15 protein-coding genes are annotated in these 17,801 nt (G+C 36.6%); 11 read left to right on the top strand and 4 right to left on the bottom strand.

Annotated elements, in window-relative coordinates:
* The first annotated feature begins 164 nt into the window (after window positions 1-164).
* From ADU73_RS06385 to pgmB, 7 genes are all read left to right on the top strand, one after another.
* Window positions 165-1,421 (top strand): ABC transporter substrate-binding protein, encoded by a 1,257-nt coding sequence (locus ADU73_RS06385; protein ID WP_046871574.1) that lies wholly within the window; start codon window positions 165-167, stop codon window positions 1,419-1,421.
* A gap of 10 nt (window positions 1,422-1,431) precedes the next feature.
* Window positions 1,432-2,313 (top strand): carbohydrate ABC transporter permease, encoded by an 882-nt coding sequence (locus ADU73_RS06390; RefSeq protein ID WP_046871575.1) that lies wholly within the window; start codon window positions 1,432-1,434, stop codon window positions 2,311-2,313.
* The gene (locus ADU73_RS06395; protein WP_080945529.1) at window positions 2,313-3,188 is read left to right on the top strand and encodes a carbohydrate ABC transporter permease; all 876 of its coding nucleotides are present in this window, start codon (window positions 2,313-2,315) and stop codon (window positions 3,186-3,188) included. Before ADU73_RS06390 ends, ADU73_RS06395 begins: the two co-directional genes overlap by 1 nt.
* A 16-nt stretch (window positions 3,189-3,204) precedes the next feature.
* Complete coding sequence (locus ADU73_RS06400; RefSeq protein ID WP_062913459.1) at window positions 3,205-4,845, top strand: glycoside hydrolase family 13 protein; 1,641 nt, start codon at window positions 3,205-3,207, stop codon at window positions 4,843-4,845.
* A gap of 69 nt (window positions 4,846-4,914) precedes the next feature.
* Complete coding sequence (locus tag ADU73_RS06405; RefSeq protein ID WP_056986320.1) at window positions 4,915-6,018, top strand: ABC transporter ATP-binding protein; 1,104 nt, start codon at window positions 4,915-4,917, stop codon at window positions 6,016-6,018.
* 111 nt (window positions 6,019-6,129) lie between these two features.
* Window positions 6,130-8,391 carry a glycoside hydrolase family 65 protein gene (locus tag ADU73_RS06410; RefSeq protein ID WP_046871577.1) on the top strand — a complete coding sequence of 754 codons (2,262 nt, stop codon included), beginning with the start codon at window positions 6,130-6,132 and terminating at the stop codon, window positions 8,389-8,391.
* Window position 8,392: 1 nt separating this feature from the next.
* Window positions 8,393-9,052 carry a beta-phosphoglucomutase gene (pgmB, locus tag ADU73_RS06415; protein ID WP_056986321.1) on the top strand — a complete coding sequence of 220 codons (660 nt, stop codon included), beginning with the start codon at window positions 8,393-8,395 and terminating at the stop codon, window positions 9,050-9,052.
* 112 nt (window positions 9,053-9,164) lie between these two features.
* On the opposite strand, the gene ADU73_RS06420 is transcribed toward pgmB, so the two are convergent.
* Window positions 9,165-10,172 carry an aldose epimerase family protein gene (locus ADU73_RS06420; protein ID WP_046871578.1) on the bottom strand — a complete coding sequence of 336 codons (1,008 nt, stop codon included), beginning with the start codon at window positions 10,170-10,172 and terminating at the stop codon, window positions 9,165-9,167.
* A gap of 261 nt (window positions 10,173-10,433) precedes the next feature.
* Here ADU73_RS06420 and ADU73_RS06425 point away from each other — a divergent pair, with 261 nt between their 5' ends.
* The 3 genes from ADU73_RS06425 (at window position 10,434) to ADU73_RS06435 (ending at window position 13,495) form a co-directional block, all read left to right on the top strand.
* A complete protein-coding gene (locus ADU73_RS06425; RefSeq protein ID WP_052694509.1) occupies window positions 10,434-11,108 on the top strand; it encodes a CPBP family intramembrane glutamic endopeptidase in 675 nt (224 codons plus the stop codon).
* Between the two features lie 104 nt (window positions 11,109-11,212).
* A complete protein-coding gene (locus ADU73_RS06430) occupies window positions 11,213-12,874 on the top strand; it encodes a glycoside hydrolase family 13 protein (RefSeq protein WP_046871579.1) in 1,662 nt (553 codons plus the stop codon).
* Window positions 12,875-12,970: 96 nt separating this feature from the next.
* A complete protein-coding gene (locus tag ADU73_RS06435; RefSeq protein WP_046871580.1) occupies window positions 12,971-13,495 on the top strand; it encodes a DUF4283 domain-containing protein in 525 nt (174 codons plus the stop codon).
* 57 nt (window positions 13,496-13,552) lie between these two features.
* Here ADU73_RS06435 and ADU73_RS06440 read toward each other — a convergent pair whose 3' ends face one another.
* Entirely contained in the window at window positions 13,553-14,380 is an 828-nt protein-coding gene (locus tag ADU73_RS06440) for a hypothetical protein (RefSeq protein ID WP_046871581.1), read from the bottom strand.
* 154 nt (window positions 14,381-14,534) lie between these two features.
* On the bottom strand, window positions 14,535-15,527 hold the full coding sequence (locus tag ADU73_RS06445; RefSeq protein WP_062913306.1) for an ROK family protein: 993 nt from the start codon (window positions 15,525-15,527) through the stop codon (window positions 14,535-14,537).
* 297 nt (window positions 15,528-15,824) lie between these two features.
* On the opposite strand from ADU73_RS06445, the gene ADU73_RS06450 reads away from it, so the two are divergent.
* Window positions 15,825-16,688, top strand: coding sequence for a DegV family protein (locus ADU73_RS06450; protein WP_046871583.1), 864 nt, complete (start codon window positions 15,825-15,827; stop codon window positions 16,686-16,688).
* 84 nt (window positions 16,689-16,772) lie between these two features.
* Here ADU73_RS06450 and ADU73_RS06455 read toward each other — a convergent pair whose 3' ends face one another.
* On the bottom strand, window positions 16,773-17,615 hold the full coding sequence (locus tag ADU73_RS06455) for an aldo/keto reductase (RefSeq protein WP_046871584.1): 843 nt from the start codon (window positions 17,613-17,615) through the stop codon (window positions 16,773-16,775).
* Between the last annotated feature and the right edge of the window lie 186 nt (window positions 17,616-17,801).

A 17,801-nucleotide genomic window follows, 5' to 3' on the forward strand; every position in this document is an offset into this window, starting at 1 on the left:
TATCACGCAGCATCTAAGTAGTGAATAGTAAGAAACAAAGTTTCAAAATATATAATACGAGGGAGGTTGTTTATGAAAAAAATGAAAAAGTGGAAATGACTGTAGGGGTCGAAAAAAGTAGTTTGGAAATGCAATGAAAAATTCTAGTGAAGAAGGAAAATAAAATGAAGAAGAGTACAAAATTATTAGTTGGATTGGCAAGCATGCTTTCATTATCGTTATTACTTAGCGGATGTGGCAGTTCGTCATCCAAATCAACAACAATTCAGTTTTTCTCAACTAAGACGGAAAATGCAAGTACTTATAAGCAATTAATTTCTCAATTTGAGAAAAAGAATCCAAATATTAAAGTGCAATTATCATCTCCAAGTAATGCAGGAACAGTTTTAAAATCTGATCTTGCCAAAAATTCAATTCCTGATGTTATGGCAGTTGGCGGAGACGTAAATTACCAACAAGTACAAAAAGCAGGAGTTTTGGAAGATCTAAGCGGTGAGTCATTCACGAAGACAACAATGCCTGAATATCAGAAAATGATTACTTCAATTTCAAAAGGGAACAAGTTGGACGCTGTGCCTTATGCAACCAATGCATCTGGTATTGTTTATAACAAGACACTTTTTGCTAAGGCTGGAATTACTAAAACGCCAACTACATGGAACGAATTAATTACAGATGCAAAAACGTTAAAAGCTCATGGAATTACTCCATTTGAGATGCCCTTTCAAGATAGTTGGACAACAATGGGTGTTTTCAATCAATTAGATTCAAACATGATTAGCAGCTCATGGATTAATAAACGACTTGATAATAAGACAACGTTCCTCAGTTCACATAAAGGTGTTATGCAAAAGTATTTGACACTTTGTAAATATGCCCAATCAGATTACATGGGTACATCATACAATGATGGAACGAAAGCTTTAGCTGAAGGAAAAGCCGCTATGATGATTAATGGTAACTTTGTAATTCCACAGGCCAAACAGTTAAAGAAAAATATTAAATTGGATATGTTTAAGATGCCAGTTAATAATGATAGTAGTAAAAATAAAGTAACATCAGGTATTGACGTTGCTTTTGCAATTTCCAAGAAATCAAAGGTTCAGGCTGCTGACAAGAAATTTGTTAAATTTCTGATGAGTAAAAAGAATTCGCAGTTATATAATAAACAACAATTTTCGTTTTCCGCAATTAAAGGAGTTGCACAGAAAGACGCTTCTCTTGAAGGAATTTCATCGTATCTTACTAGTGGTAATGTTGTAAATTATCCTGATCACTATTATCCAGATGGTTTTGACATGACTGCAGTACTTACACAAACAGGTGTAAACCAATCTAAAGGTATGAGTGATTCGAAAAATATTACGGCAACTTTGAAGAAAGCTGACAAAGCGTTTGATTCGGCAAATGTAAAGGATTAGTGATGAAACAATGAAAAGTAGGAAAAAAGGGAAGAAGATACCACTTACTTATTACATGATGGTTGTGCCAATTGGTATTCTATTTTTCATTTTCCACACAGTTCCATTTCTTCGTGGAGTGTTTTATAGCTTTACTAATTGGACAGGATATGGTTCATGGAAGTTCGTTGGTTTAAAAAATTATTTATATATGTTTGGTAATAGTAATATTACGGATGCATATTGGTTTACTTTTAAGTTTGCTCTGTTCGCAACCATTTTGGTTAATGCTATAGCACTTGCTATTGCTATTGGTTTAAATAGCAATATTAAATTTCAGAGTCTTTTAAAAGCAGTTTACTTTGTGCCATACATGTTGGGGAGCTTAATTGTAGGTTTCGTATTTAAATTTATTTTTAGTAACCTGATCCCACAATTTGGACATCTTATTCATCTTCCAATTTTGTACAATAATATATTAGGTACAACACATGCTTGGATTGGTATCTTAATTGTTACTATTTGGCAAGGGCTTGCATTTAATACATTAATTTATTTAGCAGGTCTTCAATCAGTGGATCCAGAAATATATGAAGCTGCGGCCTTAGATGGAGTTGGGCCTTGGCAAAAATTTAGAGATATTACTTTTCCGTTGATTGCTCCCTTCTTTACCATTAATTTGGTCTTATCTGTAAAAGGATATCTAATGGTGTTTGATCAAATTATGGCAATGACTAATGGTGGGCCCGGGAACAGTACTACATCAATTTCAGTTGAAATATATACTCAAGGGTTCCAAGGATCACAGTTTGCTATTCAGTCTGCAAACGCGGTAGTTTTGTTCATAGTGGTTCTTGTAATATCATTAATTCAGCTAAGAATTTTAAATAAACGAGAGGAGAAACTAAGCTAATGCAGGCAAATGTAGAAGTTAAAAGTAACGAACCAAAACCAAAAAAACGTGCAAAAAATAAACACATTAACTGGACACTTACTAGTGTATTAATGGTTGTTGCAATTTTTGCAATACTTGGTCCAATTTATATAACAATTGTCATTGCGTTAAAGGATCCTTCACAGATGACCAACATACTTTCTTTACCCAAAAAAATACATTGGGAAAACTTTGCAAATGCTTGGTCAATGACGGATTTCCCTCGAATGTTTTTTAACACATTGTTTATCACTGTGGTGAATATTATATTCACAATTCTTACTAATTCAATGGCTGCATATGTAATCACCCGATATAGATTAAAAAATAAGTTTTTTAACATGATGTATTACTACTTTATCAGTGCAATGTTTATTCCGTTTAATGTAATTATGCTTCCTTTAGTTAAAGAAGTGAGTGCATTTCATATGGATAATATTCTAGGGATTACATTCCTATATATAGTGTTTGGATTACCTCAAAGTATCTTTCTTTATTCGGGGTTTGTAAAAGGAATTCCAACTGCTCTAGAAGAGGCCGCCATTATGGATGGTGCCAAACCATATCAGGTATTCTTTAAGGTCATTTTTCCATTAATGAAGCCTATGCATGCTACAGTAGCAATTCTTTCATTTATGTGGACTTGGAATGATTTTCTGATGCCATTAGTATTGTTAAGTGATCCACATCAGCAAACATTACAGTTAGCTCAATATGTATTCCAAGGACAATTTTCTACACAGTATAATTTAGCATTTGCTTCCTATGTTTTAGTTTTGTTACCGGTATTGTTGATGTATGTATTTTTCCAGAAGTACATCATTGCTGGAGTAACAAGTGGATCAGTTAAGTAACTACAAGGAGAGTATTGTGGAAAACAAAAACAACGAACATTGGTGGCAATCAGCGGTTGTCTATCAAATATATCCTAGAAGCTTTCAGGATTCGAATGGTGATGGAATAGGCGATATTCAAGGCATTATTAGCCGATTAGATTATTTAAAGAATTTGGGAATTGGAGCAATTTGGTTAAGTCCGGTATATAAATCACCTAACACTGATAATGGTTATGATATTTCAGATTATCAGGATATCATGCCTGAATTTGGTACTATGCAAGATATGAATCAGTTGATTTTTGAAGCAAAGAAACGTCAAATTAGAATTGTAATGGATTTGGTTGTAAACCATACTTCAGATGAACATAAATGGTTTGTTGAGGCAAAAAAATCTAAAGAAAATCCGTATAGAGATTTTTATATTTGGCGAGATCCTGTAAATGGCAAAGAACCTAATGATTTAAGGGCTTCTTTTGGCGGTAGCGCTTGGAAGTTTGATGAAAATTCTGGTCAATATTATTTTCATTTGTTTAGTGAAAAGCAACCGGATCTTAACTGGGAGAATAAACAAGTTAGAAATTCAATTTGGAAGATGATGAATTTTTGGATTGATAAAGGTATTGGTGGATTCAGAATGGACGTTATCGATTTAATAGGTAAACAACCTGATAAAATGATTACTGCAAATGGACCACACCTGCATGATTATTTGCAGGAAATGAATACTAATACGTTTTCTGGAAAAGATATGTTAACGGTTGGGGAAACATGGGGTGCCACGCCAAAAAATGCTGAGTTGTATTCCAATCCCGAACGACATGAGCTTTCAATGGTTTTTCAATTTGAACACAGTGTGTTAGACCAAGCTCAAGATGGTGAAAAGTGGGATTTAAAGCCACTTTGTGTTGCAGAATTAAAAAAGGTGTTATACAAGTGGCAGATTTCATTGAAACACGGATGGAATAGTTTGTTTTGGAATAACCACGATCTACCAAGAATAGTTTCTCGTTGGGGAAATGATTCTAAAGAATATCGAGTGAAAAGTGCAAAAATGTTTGCTATTCTTCTACACATGATGAAAGGTACACCTTACATTTATCAAGGTGAAGAAATTGGAATGACAAATTATCCGGTTAAGGATATATCTGAAGTGGATGATATTGAAAGCATTAATATGTATAAAGAACGAAAAGCTAAGGGATATGAAAAAAGCGAAATTATACATTCGATTAATGTAAAAGACCGCGATAATGCCAGAACACCAATGCAATGGAATAACAAAAAAGAGGCTGGTTTCACAACGGGAAAAGCATGGCTACATGTGAATCCAAACTACAGTCAAATTAATGTTAAGCAGGCATTAGAAGATCCAGATTCAATTTTCTATACCTATAAAAAATTAGTTAATTTAAGAAAAAATTCAAAAACGCTTGTTTGGGGAGATTTTATTGAGATTAAGAAAGTTCCAGAAAATGTTTTTGCTTATGTGAGAGAAGATGTCGATCATAAATTCTTAGTGGTTGCTAATTTTGATCAAGAAAAGAATCAGCTAAATTTACCAGAGTATGGCATTCAAAAAAATATAATACTTGGAAATTATAATGAAAAAATAATTGATCTATCTAGTTACGAATTGAAACCGTATGAATCCTTTGCAATTCAAGTGAAATAAATTTTCTTATATTGATACATTAGTTTAATAAAAAAAGTTACCAAATTAAAACCTAAAGGGGATGTCATAATGGTTGAGATTAATTTAAAGCATATTTATAAGGAGTATGATGGGAACTCTTCATATTCGGTAAGTGATTTTAATTTAGACATTAAAGATAAAGAATTTATTGTTTTTGTTGGACCTTCTGGTTGTGGAAAATCTACAACCCTACGGATGATTGCTGGCTTGGAAGACATTACTGATGGAGATTTGGTAATGGATGGAAAAGTAATGAACGACGTTGCACCTAAAGATCGAGACATTGCAATGGTTTTCCAAAACTACGCGTTATATCCAAATATGACAGTATTTGACAATATGGGTTTTGGATTAAAAATCAAAAAAATGCCTAAAGATGAAATACAAAAAAAGGTAGAAAATGCAGCAGAAATTCTTGGACTAACTGAATTTTTACAAAGAAAGCCAGCTGCATTATCTGGTGGTCAGCGCCAGCGAGTTGCACTAGGACGAGCAATTGTACGTAATCCTAAGTTGTTTTTGCTGGATGAACCTTTATCAAATTTGGATGCTAAATTACGTGTACAAATGAGAACGCAGATTGCACAGCTACATCAAAGGCTGCAAACAAACATGATCTATGTAACTCATGATCAAGTTGAGGCTATGACTATGGCTGATAGGATTGTCATTATGAATGATGGAAAAATTCAACAAGTAGGGACACCTTCGCAACTTTATAATGAGCCTGTTAATAAATTTGTAGCAGGGTTTATGGGATCACCTGCAATGAATTTCTTTGATGCTACCTTACGTGATGGTCACGTGGTTAACAATAAGGGATTAAATGTTGTTGTACCAGAGGGACGATTGAAGAAGTTAGTTGATCAAGGATATAACAACAAAAAATTGGTAGTCGGTATCAGACCAGAGGATATTCATACTGAACAAGTTGCCATTCAAACAATGCCTGATTCAGTGGTTGATGCAACTGTTGTAGTTTCAGAACTATTAGGTGTTGACTCAATGCTATATTCTAAAACCGGCGATACGGAATTCGTCGCACAAGTTAATGCAAGAGATTATCATGAGCCAGGAGAAAGCGTAGAAATGGCCTTTGAGATGAGTAAAGCACATTTCTTTGACATGGATACACAATTAACCATTGAATAAATAAAGTAAAAAGGGATCAGGCGTAAGTCTTGCCTGGTCCCTTTTTACTAAAGGAATATGGTTTTGCTGAAAGCAAAATATACATTATATGACGAGGAGGAGTAGATACTCATGCAACGAACTTTTGAGATCGATCCATGGAAAATTGTTACGCATAAATTAGATAAAAAAAATAAACGACTTCAGGAGTCCATGACTAGCATTGGCAATGGCTATATGGGAATGCGTGGGATGTTTGAAGAAGACTATTCTGCTGATACACACTCCGGAATTTATGTTGGCGGGGTTTGGTATCCCGATAAAACAGTTGTTGGCTGGTGGAAAAATGGTTATCCAAAGTATTTTGGTAAGGTAATCAACGCAGTTAACTTTGATAAAGTAAATGTGTGGTTGGACGATCTAAAAATTGATTTAGCCAAGATGGCAATTAAGGATTTTGAACTATCCTTGGACATGCAGACGGGAATTTTAACCCGTAAATTTACCTTAACAGAACAAGATAAGAATGTCCGTTTCACTATTCGACGCTTTGTAAGCGTTGCCCAAAAAGAACTTTTTGATGTTGATTATCAAATTGAAAACTTAGGCAATCAACCAGTTAATGTGAAAATTGTTTCCGATCTTGACGCTGATGTTTTTAATGAAGATGCCAACTATGACGAAAAATTCTGGAATCTTAAAACTAAGAAACAAACTACCAATTCGGGATATCTAATCGCAGAAACAAAGCCTAACAATTTTGGGACGCCACGGTTTACAGTTGGCATGGAAATGACGCACAAAACGGATCTTAAAGCAGTTGACCAGCCTGAAACAGAGCAGCAAGTTTCAAACAAATTTACAGGTCAGATTGAGGCACACGAATCTGTGAAATTTGAAAAACGGGTGATTGTTGTGACGTCGCGGGATTACGATGACGAAGCAACCCTCAAGGCTGGTATGCAAGTTTTAACTCAAAAAATTTCAGGAATTACACGTGACAGCTTGGTGGAAGATCAATCGAAGGCCTGGGCAAAACGCTGGGAGAAAGCAGATGTGCAAATTACCGGCGATGATGCTGCACAACAAGGGATTCGATTCAATCTATTCCAATTATTTTCGACATTTTACGGCGAGGATAAGCGCCTGAATATTGGGCCTAAAGGTTTTACGGGTGAGAAGTACGGTGGCGCAACTTATTGGGACACCGAAGGATTTGCGATTCCCCTCTATCTTTCACTTGCTGACAAAAAAGTATCAGAAAATTTGTTAGAGTATCGATATAATCAGTTGGCGGGCGCTTTTCATAATGCCCGTGAACAGGGCCTTAAAGGTGCTTTATACCCAATGGTGACTTTCAATGGAATTGAGAATCATAATGAATGGGAAATCACGTTTGAGGAAATTCATCGTAATGGCACGATTGCGTATGCAATATATAACTATACGCGGTATACCGGTGATGAAACGTATCTCAAAACCAAAGGAATTGATGTCCTAACCGCAATTTCACGTTTTTGGGCGGATCGCGTCCATTGGTCAAAACGAAATGGTGTTTACATGATTCATGGTGTTACTGGGCCAAATGAATATGAAAATAACGTGAATAATAATTGGTACACAAATTTATTGGCACAATGGACTTTAAAATATACGTTGGAAACCTTAAGAAAAGTGAGCGACGCAAAGTTAGCTCAACTAGATGTTTCTGATACTGAAAAGGCGCATTGGCAAGATATTATTGATAAAATGTATCTCCCTGAGGATAAAAAACTTGGCATCTTTATTCAAAACGACTGCTTTTTAGATAAGGATTTAGAGCCGGCTTCATCGATTCCAAAGGATCAATTACCAATCAATCAGCATTGGTCCTGGGATAAAATTTTACGTTCACCTTACATTAAACAAGCAGATGTCCTTCAAGGAATTTGGTATTTTATTGATCAGTTTCCTGAGGACGTAAAGAAACGTAATTTTGATTTCTATGAGCCTTTGACTGTGCATGAATCTAGTCTTTCGGCCTCAGTGCATGCAATTTTGGCTGCTGATCTCCACTATGAAGATAAGGCCGTTGAAATGTATGAGCGAACAGCACGACTAGATTTAGATAATTATAACAATGATACTGTTGATGGGTTGCATATAACGTCGATGACAGGCAGCTGGTTGGCGATTGTTCAGGGGTTTGCAGGGATGCGTGTTCAGGATAATACATTATCATTTAAACCATTCTTACCTAAAAAATGGACTTCCTATCAATTTCGAATTAACTTCCGCGATCGCTTAATTGAAGTTCAGGTTGATCGAAATGGAACCGAAATCAAATTATTAAAAGGGAAACCTGTGAATGTAAAACTAAATGGTGAAGTTTTGAATTTAGTAGGAGGCCAGTAGTATGCAAGGCGTTTTGTTTGATCTTGATGGGGTTATTACCGATACGGCTAAGTTTCATTTCAAGGCTTGGAGTCGCTTGGCCAAAGAAAAACTTGGTGTGACGTTACCTGCGAGTTTCGAAAGTGATCTTAAAGGAATCAGTCGGATTGATTCTATGAATCGCATTCTAAAATTTGCCAAAATGGAAAATAAATATTCGGCAGATGAAGTTGATGCAATGGCTCAGTATAAAAATGAGTTGTATCTAAAAGAGATTGGTAAACTTACACAGACGGATATTTTTCCTGGCATCGAGAATCTTTTGGATGAACTGGCAGTTAACAAAGTAAAGCTGTCGGTTGCTTCGGCGAGTAAAAATGCACCGTTTATTTTGGAAAAACTTGGACTACGAGAACAATTTGATGCAATTGCAGATCCAGCCAAGGTAGCTCATGGGAAACCGGCCCCAGATATTTTCCTTGAGGCGGCAGCTAAGATCGATGTGGATCCAACTAAATGTGTTGGAATTGAAGACGCAAAGGCTGGCGTAGAAGCGATTAAATCCGCTGGTGCTGTCGCTGTCGGTGTTGGTGATTCGAATGATTTGAAGGAAGCTGATTCAGTGGTCGCAAGTACTGAAGAGTTAACTTATTCAGTATTGGAACAAGCATTTCGAAAATAAATATAAAAAATCCTGCAACTTTTCAAAGTGCAGGATTTTTTGAATAGATTGGAATCGGTTTGCAGAAATCTAATCCTCATAGCTTAAATCGTAACTGGCAGTTGGTCATTAACTAATTAAATGTATACGTGTTTTGATAAATCAGTGGATTGTCGGGGGTAATGACAATATTACCAAAATCCGGATGATTAGGTGCGTCGGGTAACATTTGGGGTTCAATGGCTAATCCTAATTGTGAGGTCATTTTACGATTGCCATCAACCAAAAAATCACCTTCAAAACCAGTGGTAGAAAATAGAATCATTGAATTTGAATCTGTATGAATTGCAACCCGCCGACCGGATTCTGGGTCGAAAAGCTTTAATTGTGGTTGACCACTCGCTACTTGGTTTAGTTTGAAAGGGGTATCTAATCCATTTGGTAATTTTTCTAGAGCTTTACCCAAGTCAGTGGTTTTACGAAAATCATATGGTGTACCAGTTACTGATAATAATTCGCCCGTTGGCACGTTATTTGAATCTGTTTTAGCTACTGCATCTGATTGAACGTCTAATTTATGATTATCGATAAGACGTTTGGCATTTCCCGATAGATTGAAGTAAATATGAGTCGTGGGATTAAACAAAGAAGTCACGTCTGTTTTGCCAAAGTAAGTAATTGTGAATTTGTTGGTCTTATCTAACACAAACATTGCGGAAATAGTTAAGCGACCAGGGTAGCCATTTTCACCAGCAGGGCTTACATAACGTAAAACCACCCCAACCTGCGTATCCGTGCGAATTTGTTTGATCAATCCCCAGCGTGAATAACTGATTGACGGGTGATCCCCACCGTGGATATGATTTGGATCACTATTTTTATCTAATTGATGTCCCTCCCAGGTTGCGTTGCCTAAGCGACCAGCAACCCGAGCCACGCTTGCGCCAAAGTAGTCATGATGTTTCGCGTAATCATGAGAATGCATGAAACCTAATGTGATATTTGCGACGTTGCCCTTTTTGTCAGGGGTGTTGATAGCGACAACGGTAGCTCCAAAATCGCTAATTACAACAGAAACATTATGGTCATTAGTTAAGGTAAACCAGGTTGATTTATTGTGCACTTGTTGGGAAATTTTCATTAAAAAGCCTCCATATTTATGTGTTGGGTTGAACGTGCCAAAAAATATTAGTGTTTGCTTCGATGCTGGTTGTCCTTAACGAATAAAAACGGCAACAAGGTAACTAGTTATTTTTCAAAACATTCCATAGTATTAAGAATACCGCAACCGCTTTCAATAGTGAAGTGACGTGATTAAATTTCGGAGTTTAATTATGAGTTGCGTTTGAGAGCGGTAACGTCTAAACTAAAATCAACCTTAGAACGAGATGGAGGAATTCTGATGACAATTAATTGGAAACAAATTTTTTTAAACATCTTAAAATTTATCGGAATGTTTGCCATCTATCAAATTGGTACCATTCCATTGCAGATGGCGTATTTAATGCCAAGTAATCAAACTTTTGTGTTGATCGCGTTTGTAATGTATTTAATTACCACGGTCCTGATGTTGGTGCTGTTCATTCAGATGTATACGGCCCAACTCAAAACGCATAATTTGGCCCACTTTGGGCGCACCAAACCGACTAAAAGAATCACAATTTTTATGGGCATCGTCGTGATTGTCTGGATTTTATTTATCGCATTGCAAATCTATTTAAATCAAAGAAACGCTTTGCCGCAGTCGGCTAATCAGCAAACAGTTGTGGAGTTCTCAAAAGCGATGCCGGTCTGGATGGCATTGGATGCGATCGTTTTTGCACCAATTATTGAAGAAATCTTATTTCGAGGATTCTTCTTTAACTGGTTTTTTAACTCATCGGACAAAAGAATTCAACTTCTTGGCGTATTTTTTAGTGGGGCTGTTTTCGGGGCAGTGCACGATATTAGTAGTTTTTTAGGTTGGTTAGTATACGCAGTCATGGGATGGTTATTGGCACTCACGTACGCATATACCAAGGATATTCGTTACAATATTGGACTGCATATGTTTAATAATTTGATCTCGCTTATTTAAGTTAATAAAGGCTAATAATCGGGATAATTGAAACCGATCTCAATACGGACCATAATGAGTGTTGAGTGAGTTTTAAATTTTAAAATACAAAGGAGTTTTTGTTCATGGAAAAACACTGGTGGCAAGAAGCAGTAGTCTATCAAGTTTATCCGCGAAGTTTTCAAGACACGAATGACGATGGAATTGGTGATTTGAATGGTGTTACTGAACATTTGGATTACATCAAAAAATTAGGGGCCGATGTCATTTGGTTGAATCCAATTTATCAATCACCAAATGATGATAACGGCTATGATATTGCTGATTATGAAAAAATTATGACTGAATTTGGAACCATGGCTGATTTTAATCGGTTACTAAAAGCAGCTCATGATAAAAAATTGAAAATTATGATGGATTTAGTTGTTAATCATACTTCTGATGAGCATCATTGGTTTGTGGAAAGTCGCAAGAGTCTGACCAATGATTATCGTGATTATTATATTTGGCGCGATCCTAAAAATGATCAAGAGCCTAATAATTGGAAAAGTGCGTTTAGTGGATCAGCATGGCAATTTGACGAGGCAACTGGTCAGTACTATTTACATTTATTTTCAAAAAAACAACCCGATTTAAACTGGGATAATTCTGATGTCCGAAAATCGGTATTTGATATGATGCATTTCTGGCTTGATAAGGGGGTTGATGGCTTTCGAATGGATGTCATTAACTTAATTTCGAAGCCGGAGGGATTACCTGATGTGAAAACTGAAGGCCAAACAAACCTAGCAGCCAACGGGCCACATGTGCATGACTATCTAAAGGAAATGAATGACAAAGTTTTATCCCATTATGATGTGATGACGGTCGGGGAAACTCCGGACGCAACGACTAGGGATGCCATTCGATATACTGGTTTTGATAGTCATGAATTAGAGATGGTTTTCCAGTTTGAACATATGGGACTGGATGCCAATGAGGATGCAGCTCTAGGAAAATGGAGCACCAATAGTGTTAAGCTGACCGATTTAAAGCAGGTCATGTCAAAATGGCAAATAGATCTAAATGACAAGGCTTGGAACTCGCTATACTGGAATAACCATGATCAGCCACGGGCCGTTTCACGGTTTGGAAATGATCAGGGCAAATATCGAGCATTGTCCGCCAAAATGTTGGGGGCAACCTTACATTTCATGCAGGGAACACCTTATATTTATCAGGGTGAAGAGCTCGGCATGACAAATGCTAAGTTTAAGAGTTTGGATCAGTACCGTGATATCGAAAGTTTAAATGCTTATCACGAATTTGTGGATCAAAAGCAGCTTGTAAGTTCCACACAAATGTTGAAGTATTTACAGCATTCTTCTCGTGATAATGCCCGAACACCAATGCAGTGGGATGATACTGACAATGCTGGTTTTACTAAGGGAATCCCTTGGTTATCAGTAAATACTAATTACAAGAAGATTAATGCGGCCCAAGCAGTAAATGATAAACAATCAGTGTTTAACTTTTATCGAAAGATGAATCTGTTACGCAAACAGTATGAAATTATTGTCTATGGTGATTATCAATTGTTGGATCCAGATGATGATCAGGTTTGGGCATTTACCCGCCATCTCGGGGATCAAGATTTACTGGTCATTAGTAACTTTACGGAACGGACGGTGCAACGTTGGTATGATTTGAGTCAACAAAGCAACAAAACTGAATTAATAAGTAACTATGCGGATGATGAAAATGAAACTTTGCGTCCGTATGAATGTAAGGTTTATCTCATTCAATAAAATTACTTAAAAGTTTTTCATGCACTTTCGACGATTAGTTGTATAATAGAATTTTATGAAATGAAATCGCTGATTAATCAGTGTAGGAGGTTTGAAATGCTTTACCAATATCCAGCATTAGCAAAGATTAACGAAACAGGAAAATCAATCGAAGTGAGCAATCAAAGTGTGATTCAGAGTTTACCCGGTCTCAATGGGGTGGATTATTTTGTAAAACACAAGAATCATCATGATTACTATGCGTTTGTTGATAATGGTAAGCAAGGTGGAGCAGTTGTTCATACCGATAACTACAGTGATTTAGGATTTGTTTTGATTGAAACACCACTTTCAGATTTTTATTTGGATATTAATCCAGAGACAAATTTAAGTGAAATGTACGATGGTGCCGGAATCGTAACTGATTTTACCGATGCGGTAGAAGAAGACGAGATTAAAACAATGTGGACTAAGTTTACAAATTCATCTGATGAAGACTTGGAAAATAGTGATGTTTATAAAGAATTAGATAAGTATGTCAGCCAATATTTAGAATTGGATGAAGAAACTGAAAGAAAAGTCAACCTTTCGATTATTCGCGTGGCAATCTTACGACTTAGCCAGGATAGTGTGGAAGAATAAAATCCAAAAAGCGATCAATTCAGAAAATGCTGAATTGATCGCTTTTTTAGGCCAAATTTAGTAAATGAAGATATTAAAACACGTTCCTAAGAATTGTTTGAAAGTTTTGTGTACCCGCGCACCATTTTTGGTAAAATTTTTGAGAACGTAAATTGGCTGATTGTGGGCGTCTTTAAAATAGAATACAGCCTGTTTTGAAGGAGACTCTTGAAGTGGCCAGTAAAATGGCAAGGATTCGAGTGAGGGTAACACAGCTAGATATTCAAACTGGTGAGAAAAATTCATTTGAAGAAATTTTTGAATAGCGGAAATATCATAATTAGTGGCTCGCCGAAAACCATAATGGCCTTCCGTAATGTGGGTTATTTTTTCCCATTGGTTTTGTTTTGAGTTTGGAAGCTTGGCAATCGCGTGGGTTAGATTGTCCGTTGCGGATAGTTGCGTAATAATTAGCGAATGATGATTATTTATTTTATAGGCATAGCCTGTTTGGAGTAGCCGATTGTTTTTCTGAAATTGTGCGAATAAGGTACGAATTTTAGTTTCCCGAACGAGTTTTTCAATGAGTTCATAAATAACGGCGAGTTCCCAAATGGTTACACACCAATATAAAATTGAAGTTGGTTCAAAAGTAAAAGGAATTGTTAGCAAAACACTGAGTTGAGGTACTAAAAGTTTAAACAGTGTCCCAATTGAAATCCCAGCACCAAACGCAAGCGGGGCAAGAACAACGAGTCCAGTAATGTACAGAAGAGGGCCAAGCCAAGCTACTACACGAGGAATAAGTGCATAGTTTATAAAAAGGGCTCGTTTGAAAACATGGAAGTTTTGAAAATTTTGGTGAAAGTCTTGTTGTAGTGCCGTCCGTGAAGTGGGATGTGTCATAAGGTTAGCCTTTCGTTTTCAATTTATTAGACAGTAGAAATGTGGGGAAATTATGGCAATAAATTATATTTAAGGTCAACTTTACCATAAATGCGGCCATTAAAAAATGGGATGTAGCATCATCCCATTGTAGTTACTTCTTATTTTTAAAATGTTACTCGTTCGATGGATCAGAAGAATCCTTATTATCGGGATCTTCGTTTGAAAGATCCTGGATCAATTTCTCATCGTTCAGTTGTAATAGTAGGTTGTAAAGAGCACCATAAAGGGTTGCGTCACTCTTGAAACTAGCCGTTAAAATTTCTGGTGCGGATAAAGATTTTCGTAATAGTGAGTTTTCATCAAAGAGCAACTGTAATTGGTGTTTAATTTCTGGAACAAGGATACTTTCACTACTGATGCCACCACCAATCACAAAGCGGCTGAGATCCAAAATAGATTGAATGTTTAAAATAATATACGCAATTCGGCGACAGTATTGTTCAAAAATGTGACGTGCCTGTTCATCACCATTTTGAATGGCCTTAAAAACGCGCATACCATCTGTGCGATCGTTAAAATCGAGAGCCGTGGCGATGTCGTCAATCATTTGAACGGCGGATCCAGCGGTGAACATTAAATTATTAGGATCCTCTGCAGGTCCGTTAATTTGAGAAAGCATAAAGCCAAGTTCGCCGCCTTGAATATTAGATCCATGCCAGAGTTCACCATTTAACACAATACCGCCTTCTACTGAATTACCAAGGATAATCGCGGCTCCGTTTTTAATATCTTTCAAGTTTCCTAGCCAGAGTTCCGCCAAGGCCGCCGAATTTCCACTATTTTCCATACTGACGGGTAACTCGTAACGGCTACTAATAATTTTGCTTAGGCTTAAGCCATGTAACATAGGAAGAGAGCCACCGTAATAGATGATTTGTTCTTTTTGATCAATTTTTCCGGGGACACTAAAGGCAACCCCCTTAATGTTTGGAAGAACTTCATTAATGACTGCATAGATTTTTTTTAAGAAATTATTCACGTTATCACGTGGAGTTGTGAATTGAGACTTTATTTTTAAATTGCCACTGTGATCGATTAGCGCGTACTTTGTGTAAGTTGCGCCGATATCAATACTTAGGTAATCTTTTTCTGGTTTGTATTTCATTGATAATTGCTCCTCTGGGGTGATTAATGCTATTATATCGCAATTGGTAGCGATGTCACAATTTAAATTTATTTTCCTGAAATAGTGGATGTTGTTGGTGCTTGTATTCGTGATTCTTTACATAAAGAACCGATTTTTTAAAAAGCCGATTAACAATAACTCTATATTCAATTTAGTTGAAATATGACTAAAAAGCTAATTTTTCGGGCTCGCCAGCAGATTTCAGTTGCTATTCTCGGATAACGCTTTATACTTAATAGTAATTAATATGCGCAATTAAACAGCAGGGAGAAATGTATGAAAACAGCAATTGTAACGGATAGTTCAGCTTATCTTAGTGATCAGCAAGTTCGCGAAAATGACATCATTGTCGTTCCAATTACAGTGATTTTTGGTCAAGAAACATTCTTGGAAAATATTGATATTGATGACCAATTGTTTCATGAAAAGTTGCAAACTTCAGGAGTGATGCCATCAACAACCCAAATTACTTTGGGGCAGATGCAAGAAGTGTTTGATAAACTAATTGCTCAAAATTATGATGAAGTGATTTGCATTCATCTCTCTAGCGGAATCACAAGTTTTATTGAAAATCTAACCGAGTACGCTAAAACCATTACAGAAATTAATGTGATCCCATTTGATTCAAGGATGACCAGTCAGGGTGAGGCCAACATGGTGTTACTGGCTGCAAAGTTGCGTCAAGAGGGAAAAACGGGTAAAGAAATTGTCCCAGTTTTAGAGCACCTTCGCGAGACAACTAAGGTTGATTTTATGGTCGATAATCTGAGCTTTTTAATGCGCTCCGGTCGAATTACCAATCGCTCTGCCATTATGGGAAATTTGTTACGCATTAAACCCATTTTGGATATGAACGAAAAAGGCCAAATTGTCATTCAAAGTAAGGAACGCACACGTAAACGAGCACTGCAAAAAGTTTTGGAAAATTTGCATTCTGATTTAGATCGGGGTGCTGAAGAGTATCGAGTTTCCATTATCTATGGGATTGATCATGACTTAAGTGCTAAATGGGAGGAAACGATTCAGCAAGAGTTTCCTGCTGCCCAATTTGAAAGTAACCAATTAGGACCAGTTATCATGTCACACACTGGTGAAGAAATCGTGGGTGTGATCTGGGGTAAAGATTGGGAAAAGATGTAAATTTAATGGTATGTTAAAGCAAAATAAAAAGTTGGTAAACTCAAATCGCTGAGTTGCCAACTTTTTTGATTTTTAGAAAGAATTTTAGAATTCTTCATATACCGCAGGATCTTGGTTCTTGTTTCGGCCATCAGGGCAATCCAGATTAGTAATTGCGGTCATTTCTTCTTCGTTTAATTCAAAATTGAAAATGTGTAAGTTTTCCCGTTGACGGACAGTTGAACTTGATTTGGGAATTGGTAGAACCCCCAGCTGAATTTCCCAACGCAAAATGACTTGTCCGACGGATTTATGATGGGCATCAGCAATTTTTTTAATAACGGGATCTTCTAATACGGCACTTGCGCGGCCTAAAGGACTCCAAGCCTCGGTAACAATATGATGATCAGCATCGTATTTGCGTTGTGGTGCCTGTGAGAAATAGGGATGCAATTCAATTTGATTGACAGCTGGAACTACTTCAGTTTCATCAATCAAACGATCAATGTGTTCTGGTAAAAAGTTAGAAACTCCAATAGAACGAACTAATCCCCATTTTTGGGCGTCAATTAAAGCTTTCCATGCTTCTACATAATGATCTTCTTTGGGGTTTGGCCAATGAATAAGGTAAAGATCAAAATATTTTAGACCAGTTTGGTAGAGAGATTCTTGGATATTTTCTAAAGCTTCAGTATATTTATGATGACGCCCAGGTAACTTGGAAGTAATCATGATTTGTGAACGGGGAATATCACTTTGGCGAATTGCTTCACCTAAAGCACCATGATTTTCATAATTGTAAGCCGAATCTAAAGCGCGGTAGCCATTATCTAGGGCACTACGAATGGCGCTTACCCCTGTGGCACCGTTTAATTTATAGGTTCCAAAACCGATTTGTGGAAAAGCAGTTCCGTCGTTAAATTTAATTTGTGGTATTTTATGACTCATATTGACATCTCCTAAATTTAAAATGATTGGCCAAATTAGTTAATAATGAAAGCGTTCTATACTTTTAGCATAAGCTAAATTAAGTTTGCATGCAAAAAATAACTTCGAAACTTAGTGAAAGACCAAGGAATTAAAATATGCAAATTCAATGTGGTAAATAGTGAAGCATTGATGTTAGGCGGTAAA

The organism is Pediococcus damnosus (assembly GCF_001611155.1).
Lineage (GTDB): Bacteria > Bacillota > Bacilli > Lactobacillales > Lactobacillaceae > Pediococcus > Pediococcus damnosus.

Excerpts from the sequence above, each read along its gene's own strand:
- ADU73_RS06405 (WP_056986320.1), top strand. The coding sequence starts at position 4,915 with ATGGTTGAGATTAATTTAAAGCATATTTATAAGGAGTATGATGGGAAC.
- ADU73_RS06420 (WP_046871578.1), bottom strand. The coding sequence starts at position 10,172 with ATGAAAATTTCCCAACAAGTGCACAATAAATCAACCTGGTTTACCTTA.
- ADU73_RS06410 (WP_046871577.1), top strand. The coding sequence starts at position 6,130 with ATGCAACGAACTTTTGAGATCGATCCATGGAAAATTGTTACGCATAAA.
- ADU73_RS06455 (WP_046871584.1), bottom strand. The coding sequence starts at position 17,615 with ATGAGTCATAAAATACCACAAATTAAATTTAACGACGGAACTGCTTTT.
- ADU73_RS06390 (WP_046871575.1), top strand. The coding sequence starts at position 1,432 with ATGAAAAGTAGGAAAAAAGGGAAGAAGATACCACTTACTTATTACATG.
- ADU73_RS06450 (WP_046871583.1), top strand. The coding sequence starts at position 15,825 with ATGAAAACAGCAATTGTAACGGATAGTTCAGCTTATCTTAGTGATCAG.
- ADU73_RS06435 (WP_046871580.1), top strand. The coding sequence starts at position 12,971 with ATGCTTTACCAATATCCAGCATTAGCAAAGATTAACGAAACAGGAAAA.
- ADU73_RS06395 (WP_080945529.1), top strand. The coding sequence starts at position 2,313 with ATGCAGGCAAATGTAGAAGTTAAAAGTAACGAACCAAAACCAAAAAAA.
- ADU73_RS06385 (WP_046871574.1), top strand. The coding sequence starts at position 165 with ATGAAGAAGAGTACAAAATTATTAGTTGGATTGGCAAGCATGCTTTCA.
- pgmB (WP_056986321.1), top strand. The coding sequence starts at position 8,393 with ATGCAAGGCGTTTTGTTTGATCTTGATGGGGTTATTACCGATACGGCT.
- ADU73_RS06425 (WP_052694509.1), top strand. The coding sequence starts at position 10,434 with ATGACAATTAATTGGAAACAAATTTTTTTAAACATCTTAAAATTTATC.
- ADU73_RS06440 (WP_046871581.1), bottom strand. The coding sequence starts at position 14,380 with ATGACACATCCCACTTCACGGACGGCACTACAACAAGACTTTCACCAA.
- ADU73_RS06445 (WP_062913306.1), bottom strand. The coding sequence starts at position 15,527 with ATGAAATACAAACCAGAAAAAGATTACCTAAGTATTGATATCGGCGCA.
- ADU73_RS06430 (WP_046871579.1), top strand. The coding sequence starts at position 11,213 with ATGGAAAAACACTGGTGGCAAGAAGCAGTAGTCTATCAAGTTTATCCG.